We start from the raw sequence: 21,748 nt of genomic DNA on the forward strand, positions 1-21,748 counted from the left end.
ATGAACAGCCAACCTCTGCGTATTGGCATCGGTGGCCCGGTCGGTTCCGGCAAGACAGCCCTGACCCTGGCGCTGTGCCTGGCCCTGCGTGACCGTTACAACCTGGCCGTGGTCACCAATGACATCTACACCCGTGAAGACGCAGATTTTCTGGTGCGCAACGAAGCCTTGGCGCCTGAACGCATCATCGGTGTTGAAACCGGCGGCTGCCCGCACACAGCGATTCGCGAAGACGCTTCGATTAATCTCGAAGCGGTAGACCAGTTGAACCGGCGCTTTCCAGGCCTGGACGTGATCATTGTTGAATCGGGCGGTGACAACTTATCCGCGACGTTTAGCCCTGAGCTGTCGGACCTGACGATCTACGTGATCGACGTGTCTGCCGGTGACAAGCTGCCGCGTAAGGGCGGGCCAGGCATTTGTAAGTCCGATTTGCTGGTAATCAACAAAGTCGACCTGGCACCGCTGGTGGGGGCATCTCTGGAAATGATGGACCGCGATACCAAGAAAATGCGCGGCGAGAAGCCGTTCGTGTTCAGCAATCAGAAAACCGGCCTCGGGCTGGAACAGATCATCGCGTTCATCGAGCGCCAAGGCCTGCTGACTGAAGCGGCTTGATTGCCTCTGTGGGAGCGAATTCATTCGCGAAGGCCACGACGCGGTATTGCTGACAAACCGCGTCGCCCGCTTCCCGAATAAATTCGGTCCTACAGAAGTATCTGCGGCGCCGCAGCAACTTGTTGGCGAGCCGTTTCTTCATTGCGTTACCATGTCGCGCAAACGCCCTTGCCGTGACGCCAGCCGATGCCCGATGTTTCCAGCTCCGCCTCTCAGTCTGAAATGACCGCCGTATTCGCCGCCATCCAGCTGCATTTTCAGCAAGTCATCGTGCCGCTTTGGCTTGGCCCTGGCTGGAATTCGCAGTTGGCGCTGCCGTATGAAGCGGTGGATGCCCATCATCAGCCATTGCCGCCTCAGCGTTACCGCGCCATGGCCTGTGCGCGTCAGCTGTATTTGTTTTCCAGCTTGATCGACCAACCTGCCGTGCCTGAAGCGAGAGGTCGTGCAGCGGCGCTGTTTCGGTCCCTGCAGCAGCATTTCCACGATGCCGAGCACGGCGGCTGGTTCTACAGCATCGACCCGCAGGGTAAGCCGCTGGATCAGCGCAAAGACCTGTACACCCACGCCTTCATCATTTTCGCCTGTGCTCATTACTGGGCCAAAGTGCGCGAGCTGTTGGTGGAATCAGTGCTCAACGCCGCGCTCACGGTGGTTGCCGAACGCTTTGCCGACGGCACCGGGTTGTATGAAGCGAGCCTCGGTCAGGACTGGTCATCGCTAGGCAGTGGCCCGTTGCAGAACCCGTTAATGCACTTGGCCGAAGCCTTTCTCGCGACCGTGTCAGTCCGTGAAGACAAGCCTACCCAAGCGGCATTGGCGCAATTGGTCGACGCCATGCAGCAGCGTTTCGTTGATCCGGTACACGGCGTGATGCTAGAAAAACCGCTGGGCGCTGTGGATAACTGGTTCGAACCCGGTCATCAGTTTGAATGGTTCTTTTTGTTGGCGTCTTCGCCGCTGCTGCGTGACAGCCCTTTGCATGGGTCATTGACCCGAGCGTTCGATTACACCGAGCAACAAGGTGTCGATCCGCTGACCGGGGCAGTTAAGGCGACGCTGGACGTTGATGGCACTGCGCGCGACGGCACCCAACGCATTTGGGCACAGGCGGAATACTTGCGGGCATTGGCGTTGCGACCTGACAGCGACCAAGCATTGGCTCAGCAGTTGAAGGCGTTGCAACAGCGCTTTCTGCACCCGACGGGTTGGCATGAATGTCTGGACGACCAAGGCAACGTCAGCCGCAGCGACATGCCATCGACCACGCCCTACCATCTGGCGACCTGCTATAGCGGGTTGGCGGGGTATTTCAACCGCTGAAAAACTTCGCGAATGAATTCGCTCCCACAGGTTTTTTTTACGGACACAAAACCCTGTAGGACCGAATTTATTCGGGAAGCGAGCGACTCGGTGTCGCTGACTCAGCCGCGCGTGCGGTCAATCGCAAAACCAGCCCAGGTCTGGCTGACCGGCATCAATTCCAGGCTGTTGACGTTGACGTGCGCCGGGGTGTTCATCAGCCAGAAAATCGTGTCGGCGATGTCTTGCGGCTGGATTGCTTCGGCACCCGCGTACGTGGCGTCATAACGTTCTTTGTCGCCCGCGAAACGCACCAGCGAGAATTCGCTTTCACACAGTCCCGGCTCAAGGTTGGTCACCCGCACGCCGGTACCAATCAAATCGCAGCGCAGGTTCAACGAGAACTGCTTAACGAATGCTTTGGTCGCGCCATAGACGTGGCTGCCCGGATACGCGTAGTTGCCGGCGATTGAACCCAGGTTGATGATCGCCGCACCACGGCCGTGAGCGATCAGGCGCGGCAACAGCAAACGGGTGGTGTACATCAGGCCTTTGACGTTGGTGTCGACCATGGTGTCCCAGTCGTCCAGATCGCATTTCGGCGCCGGATCAACACCCAATGCCAGACCGGCGTTGTTGATCAACCCGCGAATGGTCGCGAATTCAGCCGGCAAACCGGCAATGGCGCTCTCCATGGCCGCACGGTCACGCACGTCCACCACCAGGCCATGGACCTTGGTCTGTTTCGACAATTCAGCGCACAGCGCATTCAGGCGCTCTTCACGACGACCCGTCAGCACAAGCGACCAGCCAGCTTCGGCAAATTTGCGGGCGCAGGCTTCGCCAAAGCCGGAGGTGGCACCGGTAATGAATACAGTGGACGTCATTTCTTTCTCCTGATGCAGCGCTAAAACAAGCACAGCCATGATTACGATAAGGGCAACAGACCGGCAGAATGCCCGGACGGGTGTATGACCAGCAAGCGTCGGATGCGTCGGCGCCCGTCGTTTGCAGCTGTACGAAAAACACTCTATTGGCGCAAAGCCATAGCCCGTATGGGCTGCAACGAGTTTTACCCACCTTATCCACAGCACCGCCCACAGTCTTTGGGGGCAACTGCAATCTGCCGTCAACCTGATACATCGCAGGCCGTGCAGTTTTTGTGGAAGTTTTTTACTTGACCCTGCCCGCCATACCTGACGCCGTTAAAAAGTAGTTTCCAGAGGGAAAACACAGTGAAGGCTCCATGCCAGTAACCACGGCCTCTAGAACAACCTTTCCAGTGCTTGTCCACCGACTTATCCACAGGTTGAGCCCACACAAAACCTGTATGAACAAACAGGTAGAAAATCATTGACAGACTGCTTGGGAGCTAGTGGAAAAACCGTTGATCAAAAAACAACCAACCTGCTGGAGGCCACGTATAACAAGGGCTACAGCCAGCTACTCCCATGTTACCCACAGCTACCTCCACAGCAATCTTGGACAAGTCAAAACCGTGACAAAACAACTATTTGCAGCGTCTTTATGCCGCGATTTAAGAGCTTGCTAAAAATGTTTTCCACAATTCAAAAAAAACGCGCCTTGGGCTAATTTCCCAAGGCGCGCGGTGGTTTTGCCGATGTAACCCGTCCTGATCAGTGACCGCCAAGGTAGGCGTTTCTAACCTCGTCATTGCTCAACAATTCTTGCCCGGTGCCGGTCAGACGAATCTCGCCGTTGACCATCACATACGCCCGATCCGAGAGGCGCAACGCGTGGTTGGCGTTCTGTTCAACGAGGAAGATGGTCATGCCTGACTTCGCCAGCTCGCGCAGGGTCGAGAAGATCTGTTTAACCACAATCGGAGCCAGACCCAGGGACGGCTCGTCGAGCAGCAACAGTTTTGGACGGCTCATCAGTGCGCGGGCAATGGCGAGCATTTGCTGTTCGCCGCCTGACATGGTCATGGCGCGCTGATTGCGGCGCTCTTTAAGGCGGGGAAACATCTCAAACATGCGCTGCATGTCTTGCGAAGCGAACTTGTCGCCGATGGGGATGGTGCCCATCAGCAGGTTTTCCTCGACGCTCATGTCCGGGAACACCCGCCGCCCTTCTGGCGACTGTGCGATGCCATGAGAGGCGATGTAGTGCGACGACTTTTGAGTGATGTCGACGCCTTGGTACATGATCTGCCCACTGGCGGCCCGTGGCTGGCCGAAAATCGACATCAGCAGCGTGGATTTGCCCGCGCCGTTGGAACCAATCAGGCTGACGGTCTCGCCTTCATCAATGTGCAACGACACTTTTTTCAAGGCCTGGATCGGCCCATAAAACACATCGATATTTTTCAATTCGAGGATGGGTACGCTCATACCAACTCCTCTTCATCAGCGCCCAAGTACGCCGCGATCACTTTCGGATCGTTGCGAATCTGTTCCGGCCCGCCAACGGCAATTACGTTGCCGTGGTCAAGCACGACGATATCGTCGGAAATGCCCATGACCATGCCCATGTCGTGCTCGATCAGCACGATGGTCATGTCATGTTCGTCGCGCAGCAGACGGATCATGCCGCTCAGCGCTTCGGTTTCCTGTGGGTTGAGGCCCGCAGCCGGTTCATCCAGGCAGATCACCTGAGGCCGGGTACACATGGCGCGGGCGATCTCCAAACGGCGTTGTTGACCGTAGGACAGTTCACCGGCCAGGCGGTTGGCGCAATCCACCAGGTCCACCACTTCCAGCCAATAGAAGGCGGTGCTCATGGCATCGTCTTCGGCTTGGCGATAGCTCTTGGTGTTGAGGATGCCGGCCAGCAGGTTGCGGTTGACCCACATGTGCTGGGCCACCAACAGGTTTTCAATGACCGACATTTCCTTGAACAAGCGAATGTTCTGGAACGTTCGGGCCAAACCTGAGCGGTTGACCAAGTGCGTGCCGCCGAACATTTTGTAGTACACGCGGCTGAGAAAGCTTTTCGGCGAAACAAAATCGACTGCTTTGAACGACTCGCCGAGTAGCTTGATGACGTCGGTACGGTCGCCTCGGGCATTGAGTTCGATCTTGCCGCCGGTGGCTTTGTAAAACCCGGTCAAACAGTTGAAAACGGTGGTCTTGCCTGCGCCGTTAGGACCGATCAGGGCGAAGATCGAGTTACGACGCACCTTGAGGCTGACATCGCTGAGGGCCTTGATGCCACCGAAGTGCATCATCAGGTTCTCGACCGAAAGAACGATTTCGTCGTTCATGGCGCAGTCCTCTTGTTGATCAATACGCCTTTACGCGGTGTTACCCCGGTACGGCTGATACGGATCAAACCCCGTGGACGCCAGATCATCATCAGCACCATCAGGATTCCGAACAGCAACACGCGGTATTCAGAGAAGCTGCGCAGCAGTTCCGGCGCGACCGTCAGTACGAAGGCCGCGATGACCACGCCGACGGTAGAGCCCATGCCGCCCAATACGACAATGGCTAGGATCAGCGCGGACTCGAAGAAGCTGAACGAGGTCGGGTTAACGAAGCCCTGATAGCTGGCGAAGAATACCCCGGCCAAACCGGCAGTCGATGCCCCGATAGTGAATGCCGAGAGCTTGACCAGCACGTGGTTCAGGCCCATGGAACGGCAGGCGATTTCGTCTTCGCGCAAGGCTTCCCACGCACGGCCAATCGGCATGCGGGTCAGACGGTGCTTGATGTACAGCACCGCCATCACGACCAGGAACAGCACAATGTAGATGAACAGGTATTTCAGGTTCGGGTTGTAGTCAAAGTGAAAAAACTCGTGGATCGGAATGCCGCCGTCTTTAGCTTTGCGGCCAAATTCCAGGCCGAAAATCGTCGGTGAAGGCACCGGTACGCCATTTGGCCCACCGGTAAAACCGATCCAGTTGGTCAGTACCAAACGGATGATTTCACCAAAGCCCAAGGTCACGATGGCGAGGTAATCGCCGTGCATTCGTAAAACGGGGAACCCGAGAATACAGCCCGCTAACGCCGCAGCGATGGCCGCCAATGGCAATGCCGACCAAAAACCTAGCCCGAGGTATTGATACCCCAGTGCCAAGCCGTAGGCGCCGATCGCGTAGAACGCGACGTAACCCAGGTCGAGCAGGCCAGCCAGGCCGACCACGATGTTCAGGCCCAGGCCCAGCAACACGTAAATCATTCCGAGGATGACCACCGTGAGCAGGTACTTGTTGGCGAAGATCGGGAAGATGATGACCACCGCGATCACGATGGGCAGAATCCAATACAGCTTGGATTTGTGATCGGGCGGCAGTACATGCACGCCGGAACCACTGGTTTCAAAACTTTGAGAAACCGCAAGGCCCTTGGGCGTCTGCAGAAACAGGCTGATCAAAAAGCGTCCCAGCATAACCGCCGCTACCAGCCACGCCACGCGGGTGGGTTGCAGGTTGAAGCTGTAGCCGTCGAGCACGATGCCGACAATGGGACCAAACACGATCAGGGCCAGTAACCCGGCGACCACCGCGTCGATCAGGCTGCGTTTGATATCCATTGGTTTGACAGGAGGAGCGGAACTAGTTGAGGACATACGCTTATACCTTCGCCACGAGTGGGCGACCCAGCAGGCCTTGAGGACGGAAAATCAGGATCAATACCAATAGGCCGAAACTGAACACGTCTTTGTAATCGGAATTGATCAAACCGGAGAACTGCGACTCGGCAACCCCCAGGATCAAACCGCCCAGCATCGCACCCGGCAATGAACCAATCCCGCCCAGTACCGCTGCGGTGAAGGCTTTGATGCCAATGATGAAGCCGGCGTAGAAGTCGAACGTCCCGTAATTCATGGTGATCAACACGCCTGCCAACGCAGCCATAGCGGCACCGATGATGAACACGTAGGAAATTACCCGGTCGGTGTTGATACCGAGAATCGAGGCCATCTTGCGATCCTGTTGAGTCGCGCGGCACATCCTGCCCAGCCGGGTGTACTTGATGATGTACGTCAACACGGCCATACCAACGAAGGCGGCGATGAGGATGAAGATTTTGGTGTAGGTGATTTGCACGAAGCCGGTGCCGACGTTAAAGCGCCAAGCGCCTTCAAGCAAGGTAGGCACGCCCTGTTGCCGCGCGCCCTGAGCGATCTGTGCATAGTTTTGCAGGATCAGCGAAATACCGATGGCGCTGATCAGCGGCGCAAGACGAGTGGAGTTGCGCAGCGGCTTGTAAGCGACCCGCTCGATAACGAACCCATAAACGCCCGTGACCACGATGGTGAACACCAACGTGCCCAGAATCAGGAAGGGGAAGGATTCGACACCGAAGAAAGCAAGAACAGCAAGACCTATAGCGGCCAGATAAGAGGAGATCATGTACACGTCGCCATGGGCGAAGTTGATCATGCCAATGATGCCGTAAACCATCGTGTAGCCAATGGCGATCAACCCGTAGACCGACCCGAGGGTCAGACCGTTGACCATTTGTTGCAGGAAAATACCGTCCATCACGCACTCTCTCGAACTTGAGAGGCCACCCTGACACAACACCGACGCGCCCTCGTGAGGTGCTTCGGGCCGCAAGCATGTGGCTCAGAAGAAATCCGGGGCTGCAGGATTGCAGGGACCCACTTACAAGAAGGGCCTGGGCTTTTACAAGCGACAGGCCCGTCTATGCGTTTTACTTACTTCTGCTTATCAAGCTGGTGGTATTTGCCGTTTTTGTCCCACTGGTAAACCACGTAGTCGGAGACTTTCAAGTCGCCTTTGGCGTCCCAGTTTTTCTCTCCCATTACGGTTTTAACCGAGTGAGCTTTCAGCCATTTGGCAGCGTCTTCGCCTTTGTTCGACTTGGCGCCATTGAAGCCAGCAGCCAGTGCCTGAACCGAAGCGTAAGCGTACAGGGTGTAACCTTCAGGCTCGTAACCGGCTTTGCGGAACTGATCAACCACAGCCTTGCTGTCTGGCAGCATGCGTGGGTCAGCGCCGAAAGTCATGTACACGCCGTCAACGAATTGCGCGCCGCCAGCGGTGGTGACCAATTCGTCAGTCACGATGCCGTCATCCGACATGAACTTGACGTCTTTGAGGCCTTGTTCACGCAGTTGACGAACCAGTGGACCGGCTTCTGGGTGCAGGCCACCGAAGTAGACCACGTCAGCCCCAACCGAACGGATCTTGGTCACCAGGGCGCTGAAATCTTTCTCGCCACGGGTCAAGCCTTCTTCGAGAACCGGTTTAACACCACGCTTGGTCAACTGCATTGAAGTCGCGTCAGCCAGGCCTTTGCCGTAGGTGTCTTTGTCGTTGATGACGGCAACTTTCTTGCCTTTCAGGACGTCAACGATGTAATCACCGGCAACGATGCCTTGTTGGTCATCACGGCCGCACATACGGAACATTGCGCTGAAGTTGCGCTCAGTTACCATTGGGTTGGTTGAACCCGGAGTGATTGCGATCACGCCGGCGTCGTTATAGACCTCAGAAGCGGGAATGGTCGACGACGAGCAGAAGTGACCCACGACACCAGCAACTTTATCCTGGTCGACCAATTTGTTGGCGACCGCTACCGCTTGTTTCGGCTCGCAGGCGTCATCGCCTTGGACCAAAACAATTTTTTCCTTAATACCGTCGCCAATTTCAACGCCGCCCGCTGCGTTGATCGCATCGGCTGCAGCCTGAGCGCCCTTCATGTATTGAAGGCCAAACGAAGCGTTAGCACCTGTCATCGGACCGGCAACGCCAATTTTGAGATCCGCGGCCTGAACAAACGAAGAAACACCCAATGCAGTAGCAACTGCGAGTGCCAGAAAACCTTTTCTGTAAAACGTCTGTGACATGGTGATGGTGCTCCTGAGATTTTAGTTAGCACAGCAACTTCAGCGGAAGCTTTGATTCAGCTACAAGGTCAGAGCAAGTGGCGTGCCATAGGGTTTTTATTCTTTGAAAAGTCGTTATTTTGTTCAGCCACGACCTTTTGGGGCCCAATTCTCGGGGCGTGCAACCGTCTAAAACGCAGCAGGTGCAACCCTCCCGAAAAAAGAGCGCAACCCACGCAAATAATAATTGCAACCCGTGTAAATGACTGCGTGCAACCGGACTGTAACAGTATGCGTCACCGAACTGCACACCTACGGTGCGCGACCGCTACAGGATGCACCATCACAGGGTAGCGGGTGCGCAATAAAGCGCCGCAGGATGCGCGAAAAAATCGCCTTAAATCACGATCCGCAGGCACTGGCCCGCGTGATACAGCGAAAATCCCGCCTCGTAGAGCGCACTGCGTATTCCCACACCCGTCAATGGACTCATCGGAGCGAAGGGTACCGGTAGCGCTTTTGGATCGCCATGGCACAGGTAATCGGCGAACGCTTTGCCGACGACGGTTCCAGTGGTGTTGCCACGGCCGTTGTAGCCCGTGACAGCAACCAGGCCCGGAGCAGGTTCAAACAAACGCAACAGGTGATCTGGCGTGAAGGCAATGGTGCCCGTCCAAGTACATTCCCACTCAACCGGTTTCAGGTACGGGAAGTAATGCTGCTGAACCCGGTCGGCCCACGCTTTGAGAAACCAGGTTGGCTTTTGATTGCCGTTGCCCAGGCTCCCCAACAACAGACGGCCATCAGCGTCGCGGCGAATACTGCTGAGTACTTGGCGTGTGTCCCATGAACCTTGGCCACCGGGCAAAATCTGCTGCGCCGCGTCCTCTGTCAGTGGCGCAGAAGCGACCTGATAGTAATAACCGGGGAAGAAATTGCGCCGCAGCTCGGTCCATTCACCCTCAGTGTAAGCGTTGGACGCGATCACGACTTTTTCGGCGAGCACTGCACCGTGCTCGGTGATCACGCACCAGCGATCACCTTGGCGTTCGAGACGGGTGACCGGAGAGTGATCAAACACCTGACCACCGAGCCCGACCACCGCCTTGGCCAGCCCGCTGGTGTAAGCCATCGGGTTGAACGTACCGGCTCGACGATCCAGCAGCGCGGTGGAAATTTTCTGGGTGCCGGTGGCGTCCTGGCACGCTTTGCCCGTCAGTAATTCCACTGGGGCGCCGCGGCGTTTCCATTGCTCTTCGCGGCTGCGCAGGTCGGCTCCGCCACGGGCGTTGTGCGCCATGTGAAGCGTGCCTTCACGGCGCAGCTGGCAATCGATGCCGTACTTGTCGATCAGGCTGAACACCAATGACGGCGCGGCACCCAGCATTTGATTCAGTTGGCTGCCGACTTCTTTGCCGAAGCCCGCTTCGATGTCGTCGGGCGGTATCCACAACCCGGCGTTGACCAGCCCAACGTTGCGCCCGGATCCACCTTGACCGACGCGTTGGGCTTCCAGCACGGCGACGGTCTTGCCCTGTTCCAACAGGTGAATCGCCGCTGACAAACCGGTAATGCCTGCGCCAATCACGCACACATCAACCGTTACTTCTCCTTTAAGCGCCCCGGCATCAGGCCGTTGCGGTGTCAATTTTTCCCACAGACATTCTTCGCGTAACGGCATCGCAAAACCCCGGAAAAATACATAGTCTAAATAATGCGCTGCCGAAACCCAGTGGGAGCGGACGTGTTCGCGAAGGGAGCAACGTGGTCGTTCTGAAACACCGCGTTGCTCCCTTCGCGAACACGTTCGCTCCCACCGGGATTGACCAAATTGACCTTATCAGTCGAAGGTGATCCCTTGCGCCAGCGGCAATTCAAGCGAGTAGTTCACGGTCGCGGTTTGGCGACGCATGTAGCCGCGCCACGAATCAGAACCTGATTCACGGCCGCCGCCGGTTTCTTTCTCACCGCCGAACGCGCCTCCGATTTCAGCACCGCTTGGACCGATGTTGACGTTGGCGATCCCGCAATCACTGCCCAGCGCTGAAATGAACTGCTCAGCCTCACGCACGTCGGTGGTGAAAATGCACGACGACAGCCCCTGTGGCACGGCGTTGTTCAAACGCACGGCTTCGGCGAACTCTTCGTAACCGACCACGTACAGAATCGGGGCAAAGGTTTCGGTACACACCACGTCGCTTTGCTCAGGCATTTCGACGATGGAAGGGGTCACGTAGTAAGCGTTCGGGAACTCCTCAGCCAACACGCGCTTGCCGCCGAAGACTCGACCGCCTTCGCTCAACGCCTGCTCTAGCGCGTCCTGCATGTTTTCGTAGGCACCTTTATCAATCAGCGGACCGACGAGATTACCTTCCAGCGGGTGACCGATACGCACTTTGGCGTAAGCGGTTTTCAAGCGGCTGACGATTTCAGCTTTGACCGATTCGTGAGCAATCAAGCGGCGCAAACTGGTGCAGCGTTGACCGGCCGTGCCGACGGCGCTGAACAGAATCGCGCGGACAGCCAGGTCGAGGTCGGCGCTTGGGCCGAGGATCATCGCGTTGTTGCCGCCCAGTTCAAGAATGCTGCGGGCAAAACGTGCGGCGATTTTCGGAGCCACTTCACGGCCCATGCGCGTGCTGCCGGTGGCGCTGATCAACGCGACACGCGGATCATCCACCAACGCTTCGCCCGCCTCTCGGCCACCGATAACGACTTGGCTCAAGTAAGCCGGTGCGTCCGGGAAGTGTTTCAACACGCTTTCGAACAACGCCTGACACGCCAAGGCGGTCAGCGGGGTTTTTTCCGAAGGTTTCCAGATCACCGCATTGCCGCAAACCAGCGCCAGCGTAGTGTTCCAGGCCCAAACGGCGACGGGGAAGTTGAACGCGCTGATCACGCCAACGACGCCCAGCGGGTGCCAGGTTTCGCGCATGTGGTGGCCAGGACGCTCGGAAGCAATGGTCAAACCGTACAGCTGGCGCGACAGACCGACCGCGAAGTCGCAGATGTCGATCATTTCCTGTACTTCACCCAAACCTTCCTGAGTGATCTTGCCCGCTTCCCACGACACCAACTCGCCCAGCTCGGCTTTGTGCTTACGCAGCGCTTCACCGAACAAACGAATCAGCTCGCCACGGCGTGGAGCCGGCACTTTACGCCAGGCTTCGAAAGCGTTTTCGGCACGGGTCACGTGCTGTTCCACTTCCGCTCGCCCTTCCCAATGCACGCGAGCCACTTGGCTGCCATCGACCGGTGTGTGCACGGCTTGGTTGCCATTCTGGTACAGCGAGGCATCGACACCGAGACGGTTGAGCAAGTCGGTAATCATGGTTTCTCCTGGTTTCTATAAATGAAAAAGCCGAAATAGGGGAGCACAAACAAAAGCGGCTAAAGCGTCAGCCTCTACTAATAGCTGGCCTGAGACGTAGGAACAAACGACCATTACGCGAGATATCATTCCGTTTATTCATGCTGCCCTTCGCGTGTGCCCTGGCAGCGTAGAAAAACCATAGGCCAGACCATGCTCAACAAACGTCATCTGCCGTCCATCACCGCGTTGCAATGCTTCGAAGCGGTGACCCGGCACCTGAGTTTTACCCGTGCCGCTGAAGAACTCCATCTGACCCAAAGCGCCGTCAGCAAGCAAGTCGCACAACTTGAAGACCTGGTGCAGCACCTGCTGTTTCGACGCGTGCGTCGCCGCTTGCAACTGACCCCGGCCGGCGCACTGTACCTAGGCGAAGTGCGCAAGATACTGATGCAGGTGGAAATGTCCACTCACTACTTGCGCTCGTATGGCGGCGAAACCGAAGTCTTGCGGGTGTCTACCCCACCGACCTTCGGTGCTCGCTGGCTGGTACCTCGGCTCAAAGGCTGGCGGTTGCGCCATCCACATATTCACCTGGATCTGGTCAGCGAACAGGGCCCCGATGACTTGATTCAAGGCCGCTGCGACTTGGCGTTCTATTTTGGCCAAGGCGCGCGTCCCGGCGCTGAATCGATGAAACTGTTCAACGAAGAATTGATAGCAGTGTGCGCACCCGGTAGCTTGCCGGCCATCCCGTTCACTGATCCAACGCAGTTGAGCGAATTGGTCCTGCTGCAAAGTGGCTCACGCCCACAAGCCTGGCATGAATGGTTCGACAGCCAGGGTTATCAAACCGAATACAGCTACCACGGCCCGCGCTTTGAAACTTTTTACATGTGCATTCGCGCAGCACAGGTTGGTTGCGGCGTCGCGTTGCTGCCGCGCTTTTTGGTTGAAGAAGAGCTGGCGGAAGGCAAACTGGTGATCCCGTGGCCCCACGCCCTGCCGAGCCACGACGCCTATTACATGGCCTACCCGGAGCACACAGCTGAAGTGCCCAAGATCCGAGATTTTGTACGCTGGATGACTGAACAGTTGGATAACCCGGTAACTTAGGGGCGACAATGCGGACCCAGCCTCGGTTGCGACCCCAACCCCACCGGCAGCACTGGAGACCTAACAAAAATGAGTGAGAGCGCCTTCTCCGATCGTATCGTGCAGAACCTGCTCGACACCGACTTCTACAAGCTGACCATGATGCAAGCGGTGCTGCACAACTACCCAAACGTGGATGTGGAATGGGAGTTTCGCTGTCGCAATGGCGAGGATCTGCGGCCTTATCTGACTGAGATCCGCCATCAGATCGCCCTGCTGTGCGAACTGTCCATGGGCCCGGAACAATTGGGTTTTCTTGAACGCATCAGCTTCATGAAGCCTGACTTTTTGCGTTTTCTGGGTCTGTTCCGCTTCAACATGCGCTATGTGCAGACCCACATCGAAGACGGCGAGTTGCGTATTCGCCTGCATGGCCCATGGCTGCACGTGATCATGTTCGAAGTGCCGCTGCTGGCGATTGTCAGCGAAGTGCGAAACCGTATTCGTCACCCCGGCACGATGCTGGTGCAGGCCCGCGATCAGCTGTACCGCAAGTTCGACTGGCTATTGGCCAATGCCTCCAGCGATGAACTCGCCGGTTTGAAGGTGGCGGACTTCGGTACCCGCCGACGCTTCTCGTACCGCGTGCAGGAGGAAGTGGTTTCGGTGCTTAAACAGGACTTTCCCGGTCAGTTCGTCGGCACCAGCAACGTTGAGCTGGCACGAAAACTGGACCTGAAACCCTTGGGGACCATGGCCCATGAATGGATCATGGCCCATCAACAATTAGGGCCGCGACTGATCGACAGCCAAATTGTCGCGCTGGATTGTTGGGTCCGCGAATACCGGGGGCTGCTGGGCATCGCCCTGACCGACTGCATCACCACCGACGCTTTTCTGAACGATTTCGATCTGTACTTCGCCAAACTGTTCGATGGCCTGCGGCATGATTCCGGGGACCCGGTGGTGTGGGCTGAAAAATGCATAGCGCATTATCAGAATCTCGGCATTGAGCCAATGAGCAAGACGCTGGTGTTCTCCGACGGTTTGAATTTGCCTAAGGCGCTGGAGATATTTCGCGCGCTGCGAGGCCGTATCAACGTCAGTTTTGGCATCGGCACCAATTTGACTGCCGACATTGCGGGCATTGAGCCCATGAGTATTGTGCTTAAAATGACCGCTTGCGCCGGCCAAGCTGTGGCGAAGATTTCCGATGAACCCGGCAAGACGCAGTGCAAAGACCCGAACTTCGTCGCGTATTTGCGGCACGTGTTCAAAGTGCCGGTCAGCCCTGTCGCCGAGCTGCCGGCTTTAAATACTTCCGTTCCTACACCACTTGTTGAGGAGTGAACCATGCACGCCGTACAGCTCCAGATCGCTGAAGAGCTCAAGGTCCAACCCCCTTTCGCCGACCAGAATGCGCTTGAAGCCGAAGTCGCGCGGCGGGTCGCTTTTATCCAGCAGTGTTTGCACAACGCCAAGCTGAAAACCTTGGTACTGGGCATCAGTGGCGGCGTTGATTCACTGACGGCAGGTTTGCTCGCCCAACGTGCGGTGGAGCAACTGCGCCAAAGCACCGGGGATAAAAGCTATTGTTTCATCGCCGTGCGCCTGCCGTATCAAACCCAGCTGGATGAGCATGAAGCTCAGGCCAGCCTTGAGTGCATCAAGCCGGACGAATCGCACACGGTAAACATTGGTCCTTCGGTGCAAGCGCTGACGGCCCAAATCAAAGCGTTCGAAGGCCAGCATGCCAGCGCTGTGGATTTTGTGACCGGGAATACCAAGGCGCGGATGCGCATGGTCGCGCAATACGCGATTGCCGGTGCGCGCCAAGGGTTGGTGATCGGCACTGACCATGCGGCGGAAGCAGTCATGGGTTTCTTCACCAAGTTCGGCGACGGCGCATGCGATATCGCGCCCTTGAGTGGATTGGTCAAAAATCAGGTCCGGGCCATCGCTCGCAGCTTCGGCGCACCGCAGTCGCTGGTGGAAAAAGTGCCGACCGCCGACCTTGAAGACCTGGTGCCGGGCAAACCGGACGAAGCCTCCCATGGCGTCACCTATGCCGAGATCGATGCATTCCTGCACGGTGAGCCGGTGCGTGAAGAGGCGTTCACGATCATTCGTGATACCTACCGCAAGACTCAGCACAAGCGGGAATTGCCGTTCGCGCCTTGAATCGACCGATAACTCGATTCGCAGGCAAGCCTGCTCCCATGCGATTGCCGCAGATCCTGTGGGGGCAGGCTTGCTGCGAATGTCGCGCCGCGTTATCTAATGTTCAACGATAGAAAACGGAATGAACCTGCCGTTTTTTTTCGTTTGTGCCGCTCGGCCATCAACGCTTTCATAGGAACCTACTTTCCATAGTCAGAGCCCGTTGCTTATGTCCTCCTTCGAAGGCCTGTTTTCCCTAGTCGCATCTGTTGTTGGCCAACCCGCTGCACAGTGGCTTGAAGCTCATGTAGAGGTGCCAGCCGGCTTGCATGACTTCAAGTGGAGCGACACTGAGCTGCACCGGGTTTGGCTGGCCGAAGCGCTGAACCTGTGCCTGCTTCACAAATTGGTGGAGGCGGTGCCTGCGGGTCGGGTGTATGTCGAAGAACAAGCCGAGCAACGGCGCAAAGTGGTGTTTGATCATGGCGCGATTCGGACGGTAGATTGGTTCGCCAACGGCGAATTGCCCCGTGGCCGTCTGGCCTTCACCCGGTTGCTCGAACCCTTGGGCTTTACCGATGTGCGCACCTACCCGCTGACCAAACTGAACATGACCGGTTGGGGTTATCGTCAACAGGACCTGCCGGAGGACATTGCGCAGTTTTTCGTTTCCGAATTGCACCCTGGTCGTTTCAGCGAAGCCTTTCAGGCCGCTGCCGAACGCGTCGTCAGTTCGAGCCGTGATCCGCTGGACACCGAGCAACTGAGTATCCTCAAACGCCTGCAATTAACCCGTCATTGTTCGTTGAGTGAGGCGTACCGCTTGCTACCGGGTTTGTACGCAGCCTTCGGCCGTCAGCATGGCGTGGTGAGGCACGCGGACTATCAACAATTGCTCAGCGAAAGCGCGGAAATGGCCTGGATTGCCACCGAAGGCAATAGCTTCAATCACCTGACGGATCGGGTTGAGAATCTAGAAGCGGTGGTTGCTGAACAAGTGCGGCGGGATCGGCCGATGAAGGCCGCTATCGAAGTGTCTGCTTCGGGCCGGGTCATGCAGACCGCCTACAAAGCGTGCACGGTGAATCGGGCGATGGCGGATGCGAGCGGGAAATTACACGAGCATCAGGTGCCTGGCTCGTTCGTCGAATTCATTCAGCGCAAGCTCGATCCGGTGGATGACAAGCTCGACCTGAATTTCGACAGCAGCAACGCCCAAGGCATCTTTAAGATGACCGGGACCCGATAAAATTTACACCGCGGTAGATACCGTCTTGTTGGCGAAGCGCTTAAACCTACATCGCCTCGCCAACAAGTTGGCTCCTACAGTGAGGTAAATTACTTAACCGCAACCGTACCTTTCATCATGCTGTTGTGACCTGGGAACGAGCAAAAGAACACATAGTTGGAACCCGCAGCCAGTTTCGACACGTCGAACGTGACCGAGTCTTTTTCGCCTGCAGCGATGATCTTAGTGTGAGCGATGATGCGGTCATCCCCAGTCTTCAAATAGTTATTGTCGATGCCCGCGCTCATGCCGTCGGTAGCAATCCCGGCCATATCAGTGTCTTTGCTCAACACCCAGTTATGACCCATGACGTTTTTCGGCAAGCTGCCGGAGTGGGTCAAGTTCACAGTGAAGGTTTTGCAGCTTTTGTCGATGTTGATTTCTTTGGTGTCGTAGCTCATCTGGTCCGTTGAATCGACATTAACCTTGCACTCCGCCGCCAACAGGTGGCCACTGGCGAGTGTCAGCAGGGATACAGCGACAAGTTTACGAAACATGAGAATCTCCAAGGCAGGACTTAAGTTGTTGTTGAAGAAGAGGAACGTCTGCACAAAGACTGCCTGATTCCAGCTCAAGTTCCAATGACCTGCGTCAACGCAACGCAGGCCAGGCTTGCCGCTATCGAGATCATCGAGAGAATCAACCGGCCAGGCGCGAGGTGGCGCTCTAACATAGCGCCATCACTCAGGAGCCCATACATCATGCACCTCAACAGCTTCTTGTGCAGCTTGCTTGCCGCTTACGCCTGTGGCGCCAGTGGTACTTATGAACAACCTTACGAGCGCTTCCAGCGCGACTAGCCCTTGGACTGTCTTGGCCAAGTCTTTACTCTGTGGCATTGATGACCAAGGAGTAGGCGATGTCTTTGAAGTTCGTTTGTGTATTTTGCGGCGCCAGTGCTGGCACCCACCCGGCTTACCGCGAAGCGGCCGTGGCATTGGGGCGCACGTTGGCCGAACGTCAATTAACCCTGGTGTATGGCGGCGGGGCTGTCGGTCTGATGGGGATCGTTGCTGATGCTGCGCTGGCAGCCGGGGGTGAAGTGATCGGGGTGATTCCTGAAAGCCTGCGCAGCCTGGAAATCGGTCACAACGGCCTGACCCGCCTGGAAGTCGTCGACGGTATGCATGCCCGCAAAGCCCGCATGGCTGAACTGAGCGATGCGTTTATAGCCCTTCCCGGCGGCCTAGGCACGCTAGAAGAATTATTCGAAGTCTGGACCTGGGGTCAGTTGGGTTATCACGGCAAACCGTTGGGACTAATGGACGTCAACGGTTTCTACAGCAAACTGGCTGGTTTTCTCGACCACGTGGTCAGCGAGGGGTTCGTGAGGGAAGAGCATCGCAACATGCTGCAACTCAGCGATTGCGCCGCCGAATTACTCGACACGCTGGACGCCTGGAAACCCCTTGTTGCTCCCAAGTGGGCAGGTCAAAAACCTACCTGATCGGACAGTCAAAGGCTGTTCATGGACCGTTGAGCGCACAACGCCGTGTGCGCGGTGCCGTTCTCAGGCAGAATGGCGGCATTTCCCGCCTATACAGAGGATCGCCCATGGCTAAACCTAACTATTCCTTCGCCAAACGTCAGAGAGATCTGGCAAAAGAGCAGAAGAAAGAGGAAAAGCTGCAAAAGAAAACAGCTGCCCTGACCGAAACCGGCGCAGAAGGCGAAACCGTTGAAGGCCAAGAGCCTGCCGACGACGCAGAGGCAACTGCAGAACCAACACCTACCAACTGATACCGATGGGCTTCGCCAATCGACGAAGCCCGTACGCCACGTCTGTCGCTCAAGCGGCAGACGACGGCAAGCCCCTCTGAATCAAATAGCCCCAGCGCTGATTGGCATGACCGTCACCTCAACTTCCGGGTCATGGCTGCCACCCCCCAGAATCACCCCACGCAACGGCGATACATCCGAGAAATCGCGGCCCCAGGCCAGGCTGATGTGCTCCAGTGTTGGCTGCACATTGTTGGTCGGATCAAAATCCACCCAGCCCAACAACGGGCAAAACACCGAAACCCACGCGTGCGAAGCATCAGCCCCGATCATTCGTGGCTGTCCAGGCGGTGGCTGAGTCAGTAAGTAGCCGCTGATATAGCGCGCGGCCAACCCACGCGAACGCAGGCATGCCAGCATCAGGTGAGCAAAGTCCTGACAAACGCCACGCCGATTTTCCAGCACTTCGACCAGTGGCGTCGCCACCTGAGTTGCCTCATCGTCGAATGTAAACTCGGTAAAAATCTTCTCCATCAACGCTTGCACGCACAGCAGCAGCGGTCGATGGGGAGAAAAGCAACTGTCAGAGTAGTCAACGAAGGTTTGTTTCAAATGCACGTACGGCGACTCAAAACGAAACCGACACGCTTCAAGAATTGCCGTCGAGAGCGGCTTACCGCTGTAGGTCAGTGCGCTGCTGGTGGCGTTCCAGCCCGCCGAAAGATTGAAATCCAGCGTTGGCCGCACCAGCACTTCAACCCGTAGCCGTGCGTTGACTTGCAACTCATCGTGGGGCCGCTCGAATGCCAGACGGGTCAGCGGATTACCGAACACGTCCAGCTCATCACGGCGACTGGTCGGTATCGGGCTGATCAGCAGTTCTTGTTGGGTGCATCGTTGCCACGCGCAAGGTCGCGGCCACAAATGCGCGAGCTGCTGCGCCAGGGACACAGGGCTGTCGTACTTGTAATGGGTGTCATGAGAAATCTGGTAATGCGCGCTCATCAGACAGACACCGTGCGCTGGCTGACATCATCAACATGAGCAAAATGGCGTAGGGCCAGACGATCAGAGACTTGTCCGCTGGTTTCACCAATGGATTGCAGCAAATCGGCCAAGCCATCGAGCACGGCGCGCACGCTGTTTTTTCCAAACAATGGGTTCTCCAAACTGCTGAGATCAAACGCCGCCAGGCGCTCTACCAATAATCCCAGCCGGGTATCACGCGGCACACCAAAATCTTCGTTAAGACGGTTCAACGAGCGCTTCACCAATTTCAGTTGAAACAACACCGCATGGGGGTTTTGCTCATCCAATAACAGTAAGTCCAGCACCGGAATCAACTGCGGCATCGCCAGATAACGCGAACGGTAGGTAATGCTGCTGTTGCCCAACTCCAGTAACCATTCAAGGCCGGCCTGATCGTTAACCGCCGCATCACGCAGGAACGCCGCCAAACTGATGCTGAGAAACTGCAGACGCTCGATACGACGACCGATCATCAAAAAACGCCAGCCTTCGTCACGGGTCATGTCGTCCAGGGCGAACCCTGACAAGGCTGCCAGCGACATCACCAAGCGGTTAAGGAAGTCGAGGAGTTCGCCGAAGTCAGGGTCTTCGGTTTCCAGGCTCAGGGATTCGCGTTGCAGCTCCACCAGCGCCTGCCAATTTTCTCGTGACAGTTTGCCGCGCACTTGCGAGGCCGCCCACTGCAAACGTTGCAGGTTGGCGCGCAGGCTTTGCGACCAATCCTCGCCGAGCAGCGCGGCCAGCAACCGGTCGGGCAGCTCGCCTTCTTCGGGCAATAAACGCAGGACTTCTCCCAGTTCCACTGCCGCTTGCAACGCCATCGGATCATCGCCATCGACGTGACGGGTCAGCATGATTCGCAACAACCGCGCGCTGTTATCGCAGCGCTCGCAATAGCGACCAAACCAGAACAGGTTTTCCACCACCCGCGAAGGCAGGTAAGGATCACGTCGAATCAGGTCACGGACACCCAAGGCCCGCTGAGTTTTCCAAGGCTTGATGCCATCGGCACGCTCACCCAAGACCCAGGTGTCCTTGCTCGCGCCACCGCGCTGCATGGACACCACGTCGGCATCGGCTTGGGCCGCAACGCGGGTCAAGCCACCCGGCAGCACTTCATAGCCGTCAGCACTGGCGACGGCGTACACCCGCATGCCGATGGCTCGCGGTTGCAACTGGTCGCCATCGGGCTGCCAGACCGGCGCGTGGGACAACTGCGCCAGCTCTTGTGCGACGTAGGCATAGGGCCGGGCCTGCATCCGCGCGGCCAACGCTTGGCGCTGCTCAGCATTGAGATCACGACCGAACACCGGGGCAAAGCTTTGTGAAGGGAAAGCCGGCTTGATCAACAGGTCTGGAAGTTTTTCCAGTGCCTGGGCCAATACCGGCGGCTCGCCGCACCACCACGTTGCCACGGACGGTAAGATCAGCTGTTCGCCAAACAGGTGCTGACTGATTCTCGGCAAAAACCCTAGCAAACCCGGCGACTCAAGAACGCCGCTGCCCAAGGCATTGGCAACCATCACCCGGCCTTGGCGAACCGCTTCGAGCAAACCGGGAACACCCAGCGCCGAGTCGGTGCGCAACTCCAGCGGATCGCAGAAATCATCGTCAAGACGACGCATGATCGCGTGAACCCGGCGCAGGCCACTGAGGGTCTTGAGGTAAACCGTGGCGTCGCGAACGGTCAAATCTCCGCCTTCAACCAGCGGATAACCCAGCTGTCGGGCCAGGTACAAGTGTTCGAAATAGCTTTCGTTGAATCGCCCAGGGGTCAACAGCACCACCAAAGGCGGTTCTTTGTCGCTGGGGGCCTGACGGACCAAGGTTTCCTGCAACGCACGGAAAAAGCCGGTCAGGTGCTGGACCTGCAAATCGCGGTACAGATCGGGAAAGGCCCGGGACACAATCTGCCGGTTTTCCAGCGAATAACCCGCGCCCGACGGCGCTTGCGTACGGTCGGCGGTTACCCACCAACGCCCGTCCGGGGTGCGCGCCAGGTCCACGGCGTACATGTGCAGGAACACGCCTTCGGGCGGTTTTACCCCCTGACACGGCCATAAATAATTGTTGTGACCAAACACCAGTTCGGCCGGCAGCAAACCGTCGGCGATCAACCGCTGCGGGCCGTACAAGTCTGCCAGCACGGCGTTGAGCAACCGCGCACGCTGAGCGATGCCTGCGGCGACCGAGGCCCACTCCTGCGCGGGGATCAAATGCGGCAGCAAATCCAGCTCCCAAGGCCGGTCTGCGCCCTTGGGGTCGGCATAAACGTTGTAGGTCACGCCGTTTTCGTGAATTTGACGAGACATCAGTGCCTGGCGCTGCATTAACTGCGCAGGCGTACTGCGTTGCAAATGCTCATACAGGTGGCGCCAATGCGGCCGAATGGCGCCGCTGGCGTCGAGCATTTCGTGATAAGTACCCGCAGTCAGCGGATAACGGTCAAGCAGGTCGGGCAT

The 21,748-nt window shown here is 57.2% G+C and carries 19 protein-coding genes; 8 read left to right on the forward strand and 11 right to left on the reverse strand.

All coding sequences use genetic code 11. The features are described from left to right. Positions 1-618, forward strand: a complete 618-nt coding sequence (gene ureG, locus RHM65_RS03045; RefSeq protein ID WP_322167416.1) for an urease accessory protein UreG — start codon at positions 1-3, stop codon at positions 616-618. Between the two features lie 186 nt (positions 619-804). Continuing rightward, positions 805-1,941: an AGE family epimerase/isomerase gene (locus tag RHM65_RS03050; protein WP_322167414.1), complete on the forward strand. Its 1,137-nt coding sequence runs from the start codon at positions 805-807 to the stop codon at positions 1,939-1,941. A gap of 101 nt (positions 1,942-2,042) precedes the next feature. On the opposite strand, the gene RHM65_RS03055 is transcribed toward RHM65_RS03050, so the two are convergent. The 8 genes from RHM65_RS03055 to RHM65_RS03090 all read right to left on the reverse strand — a co-directional run bounded on the left by RHM65_RS03055 (position 2,043) and on the right by RHM65_RS03090 (position 12,016). Further along, a complete protein-coding gene (locus RHM65_RS03055; protein WP_322167413.1) occupies positions 2,043-2,807 on the reverse strand; it encodes an SDR family oxidoreductase in 765 nt (254 codons plus the stop codon). A 750-nt stretch (positions 2,808-3,557) separates the two neighbouring features. Continuing rightward, complete coding sequence (locus RHM65_RS03060; RefSeq protein ID WP_322167412.1) at positions 3,558-4,274, reverse strand: ABC transporter ATP-binding protein; 717 nt, start codon at positions 4,272-4,274, stop codon at positions 3,558-3,560. Beyond that, entirely contained in the window at positions 4,271-5,146 is an 876-nt protein-coding gene (locus RHM65_RS03065) for an ABC transporter ATP-binding protein (RefSeq protein ID WP_322167410.1), read from the reverse strand. Before RHM65_RS03065 ends, RHM65_RS03060 begins: the two co-directional genes overlap by 4 nt. Continuing rightward, positions 5,143-6,420, reverse strand: a complete 1,278-nt coding sequence (gene livM, locus RHM65_RS03070) for a high-affinity branched-chain amino acid ABC transporter permease LivM (protein ID WP_416194752.1) — start codon at positions 6,418-6,420, stop codon at positions 5,143-5,145. Before livM ends, RHM65_RS03065 begins: the two co-directional genes overlap by 4 nt. Before the next feature lie 40 nt (positions 6,421-6,460). Then, entirely contained in the window at positions 6,461-7,375 is a 915-nt protein-coding gene (locus RHM65_RS03075; protein ID WP_322167408.1) for an ABC transporter permease subunit, read from the reverse strand. A gap of 176 nt (positions 7,376-7,551) precedes the next feature. Continuing rightward, the gene (locus tag RHM65_RS03080) at positions 7,552-8,706 is read right to left on the reverse strand and encodes an ABC transporter substrate-binding protein (protein WP_322167407.1); all 1,155 of its coding nucleotides are present in this window, start codon (positions 8,704-8,706) and stop codon (positions 7,552-7,554) included. A gap of 376 nt (positions 8,707-9,082) precedes the next feature. Further along, complete coding sequence (locus RHM65_RS03085) at positions 9,083-10,366, reverse strand: FAD-binding oxidoreductase (RefSeq protein WP_322167406.1); 1,284 nt, start codon at positions 10,364-10,366, stop codon at positions 9,083-9,085. A gap of 159 nt (positions 10,367-10,525) precedes the next feature. Beyond that, positions 10,526-12,016, reverse strand: a complete 1,491-nt coding sequence (locus tag RHM65_RS03090; RefSeq protein WP_322167405.1) for an aldehyde dehydrogenase family protein — start codon at positions 12,014-12,016, stop codon at positions 10,526-10,528. Positions 12,017-12,208: 192 nt separating this feature from the next. On the opposite strand from RHM65_RS03090, the gene RHM65_RS03095 reads away from it, so the two are divergent. The 4 genes from RHM65_RS03095 (at position 12,209) to RHM65_RS03110 (ending at position 16,499) form a co-directional block, all read left to right on the forward strand. Next, positions 12,209-13,111 carry a LysR substrate-binding domain-containing protein gene (locus tag RHM65_RS03095; RefSeq protein ID WP_322167404.1) on the forward strand — a complete coding sequence of 301 codons (903 nt, stop codon included), beginning with the start codon at positions 12,209-12,211 and terminating at the stop codon, positions 13,109-13,111. Positions 13,112-13,180: 69 nt separating this feature from the next. Continuing rightward, entirely contained in the window at positions 13,181-14,440 is a 1,260-nt protein-coding gene (pncB, locus tag RHM65_RS03100; RefSeq protein ID WP_322167403.1) for a nicotinate phosphoribosyltransferase, read from the forward strand. A 3-nt stretch (positions 14,441-14,443) separates the two neighbouring features. After that, on the forward strand, positions 14,444-15,271 hold the full coding sequence (gene nadE, locus RHM65_RS03105; RefSeq protein ID WP_322167402.1) for an ammonia-dependent NAD(+) synthetase: 828 nt from the start codon (positions 14,444-14,446) through the stop codon (positions 15,269-15,271). 208 nt (positions 15,272-15,479) lie between these two features. Beyond that, positions 15,480-16,499 carry a 2-oxoadipate dioxygenase/decarboxylase family protein gene (locus RHM65_RS03110; RefSeq protein ID WP_322167401.1) on the forward strand — a complete coding sequence of 340 codons (1,020 nt, stop codon included), beginning with the start codon at positions 15,480-15,482 and terminating at the stop codon, positions 16,497-16,499. A gap of 89 nt (positions 16,500-16,588) precedes the next feature. Here the strand turns inward: RHM65_RS03110 and azu are convergent, their stop codons facing one another. Beyond that, entirely contained in the window at positions 16,589-17,035 is a 447-nt protein-coding gene (gene azu, locus RHM65_RS03115; RefSeq protein ID WP_322167400.1) for an azurin, read from the reverse strand. Between the two features lie 362 nt (positions 17,036-17,397). On the opposite strand from azu, the gene RHM65_RS03120 reads away from it, so the two are divergent. Together RHM65_RS03120 and RHM65_RS03125 are read left to right on the forward strand one after the other, a co-directional pair. Further along, the gene (locus RHM65_RS03120) at positions 17,398-17,985 is read left to right on the forward strand and encodes a TIGR00730 family Rossman fold protein (protein ID WP_322167399.1); all 588 of its coding nucleotides are present in this window, start codon (positions 17,398-17,400) and stop codon (positions 17,983-17,985) included. Between the two features lie 107 nt (positions 17,986-18,092). Further along, the gene (locus RHM65_RS03125; protein ID WP_322184233.1) at positions 18,093-18,278 is read left to right on the forward strand and encodes a hypothetical protein; all 186 of its coding nucleotides are present in this window, start codon (positions 18,093-18,095) and stop codon (positions 18,276-18,278) included. Positions 18,279-18,359: 81 nt separating this feature from the next. On the opposite strand, the gene RHM65_RS03130 is transcribed toward RHM65_RS03125, so the two are convergent. Beyond that, on the reverse strand, positions 18,360-19,262 hold the full coding sequence (locus RHM65_RS03130; protein WP_322167397.1) for a transglutaminase family protein: 903 nt from the start codon (positions 19,260-19,262) through the stop codon (positions 18,360-18,362). Beyond that, positions 19,262-21,748: a circularly permuted type 2 ATP-grasp protein gene (locus RHM65_RS03135; RefSeq protein WP_322167396.1), complete on the reverse strand. Its 2,487-nt coding sequence runs from the start codon at positions 21,746-21,748 to the stop codon at positions 19,262-19,264. Before RHM65_RS03135 ends, RHM65_RS03130 begins: the two co-directional genes overlap by 1 nt.

Origin of the sequence: Pseudomonas sp. CCI4.2, from assembly GCF_034350045.1 — a bacterium.
Classification (GTDB): Bacteria; Pseudomonadota; Gammaproteobacteria; order Pseudomonadales; family Pseudomonadaceae; genus Aquipseudomonas.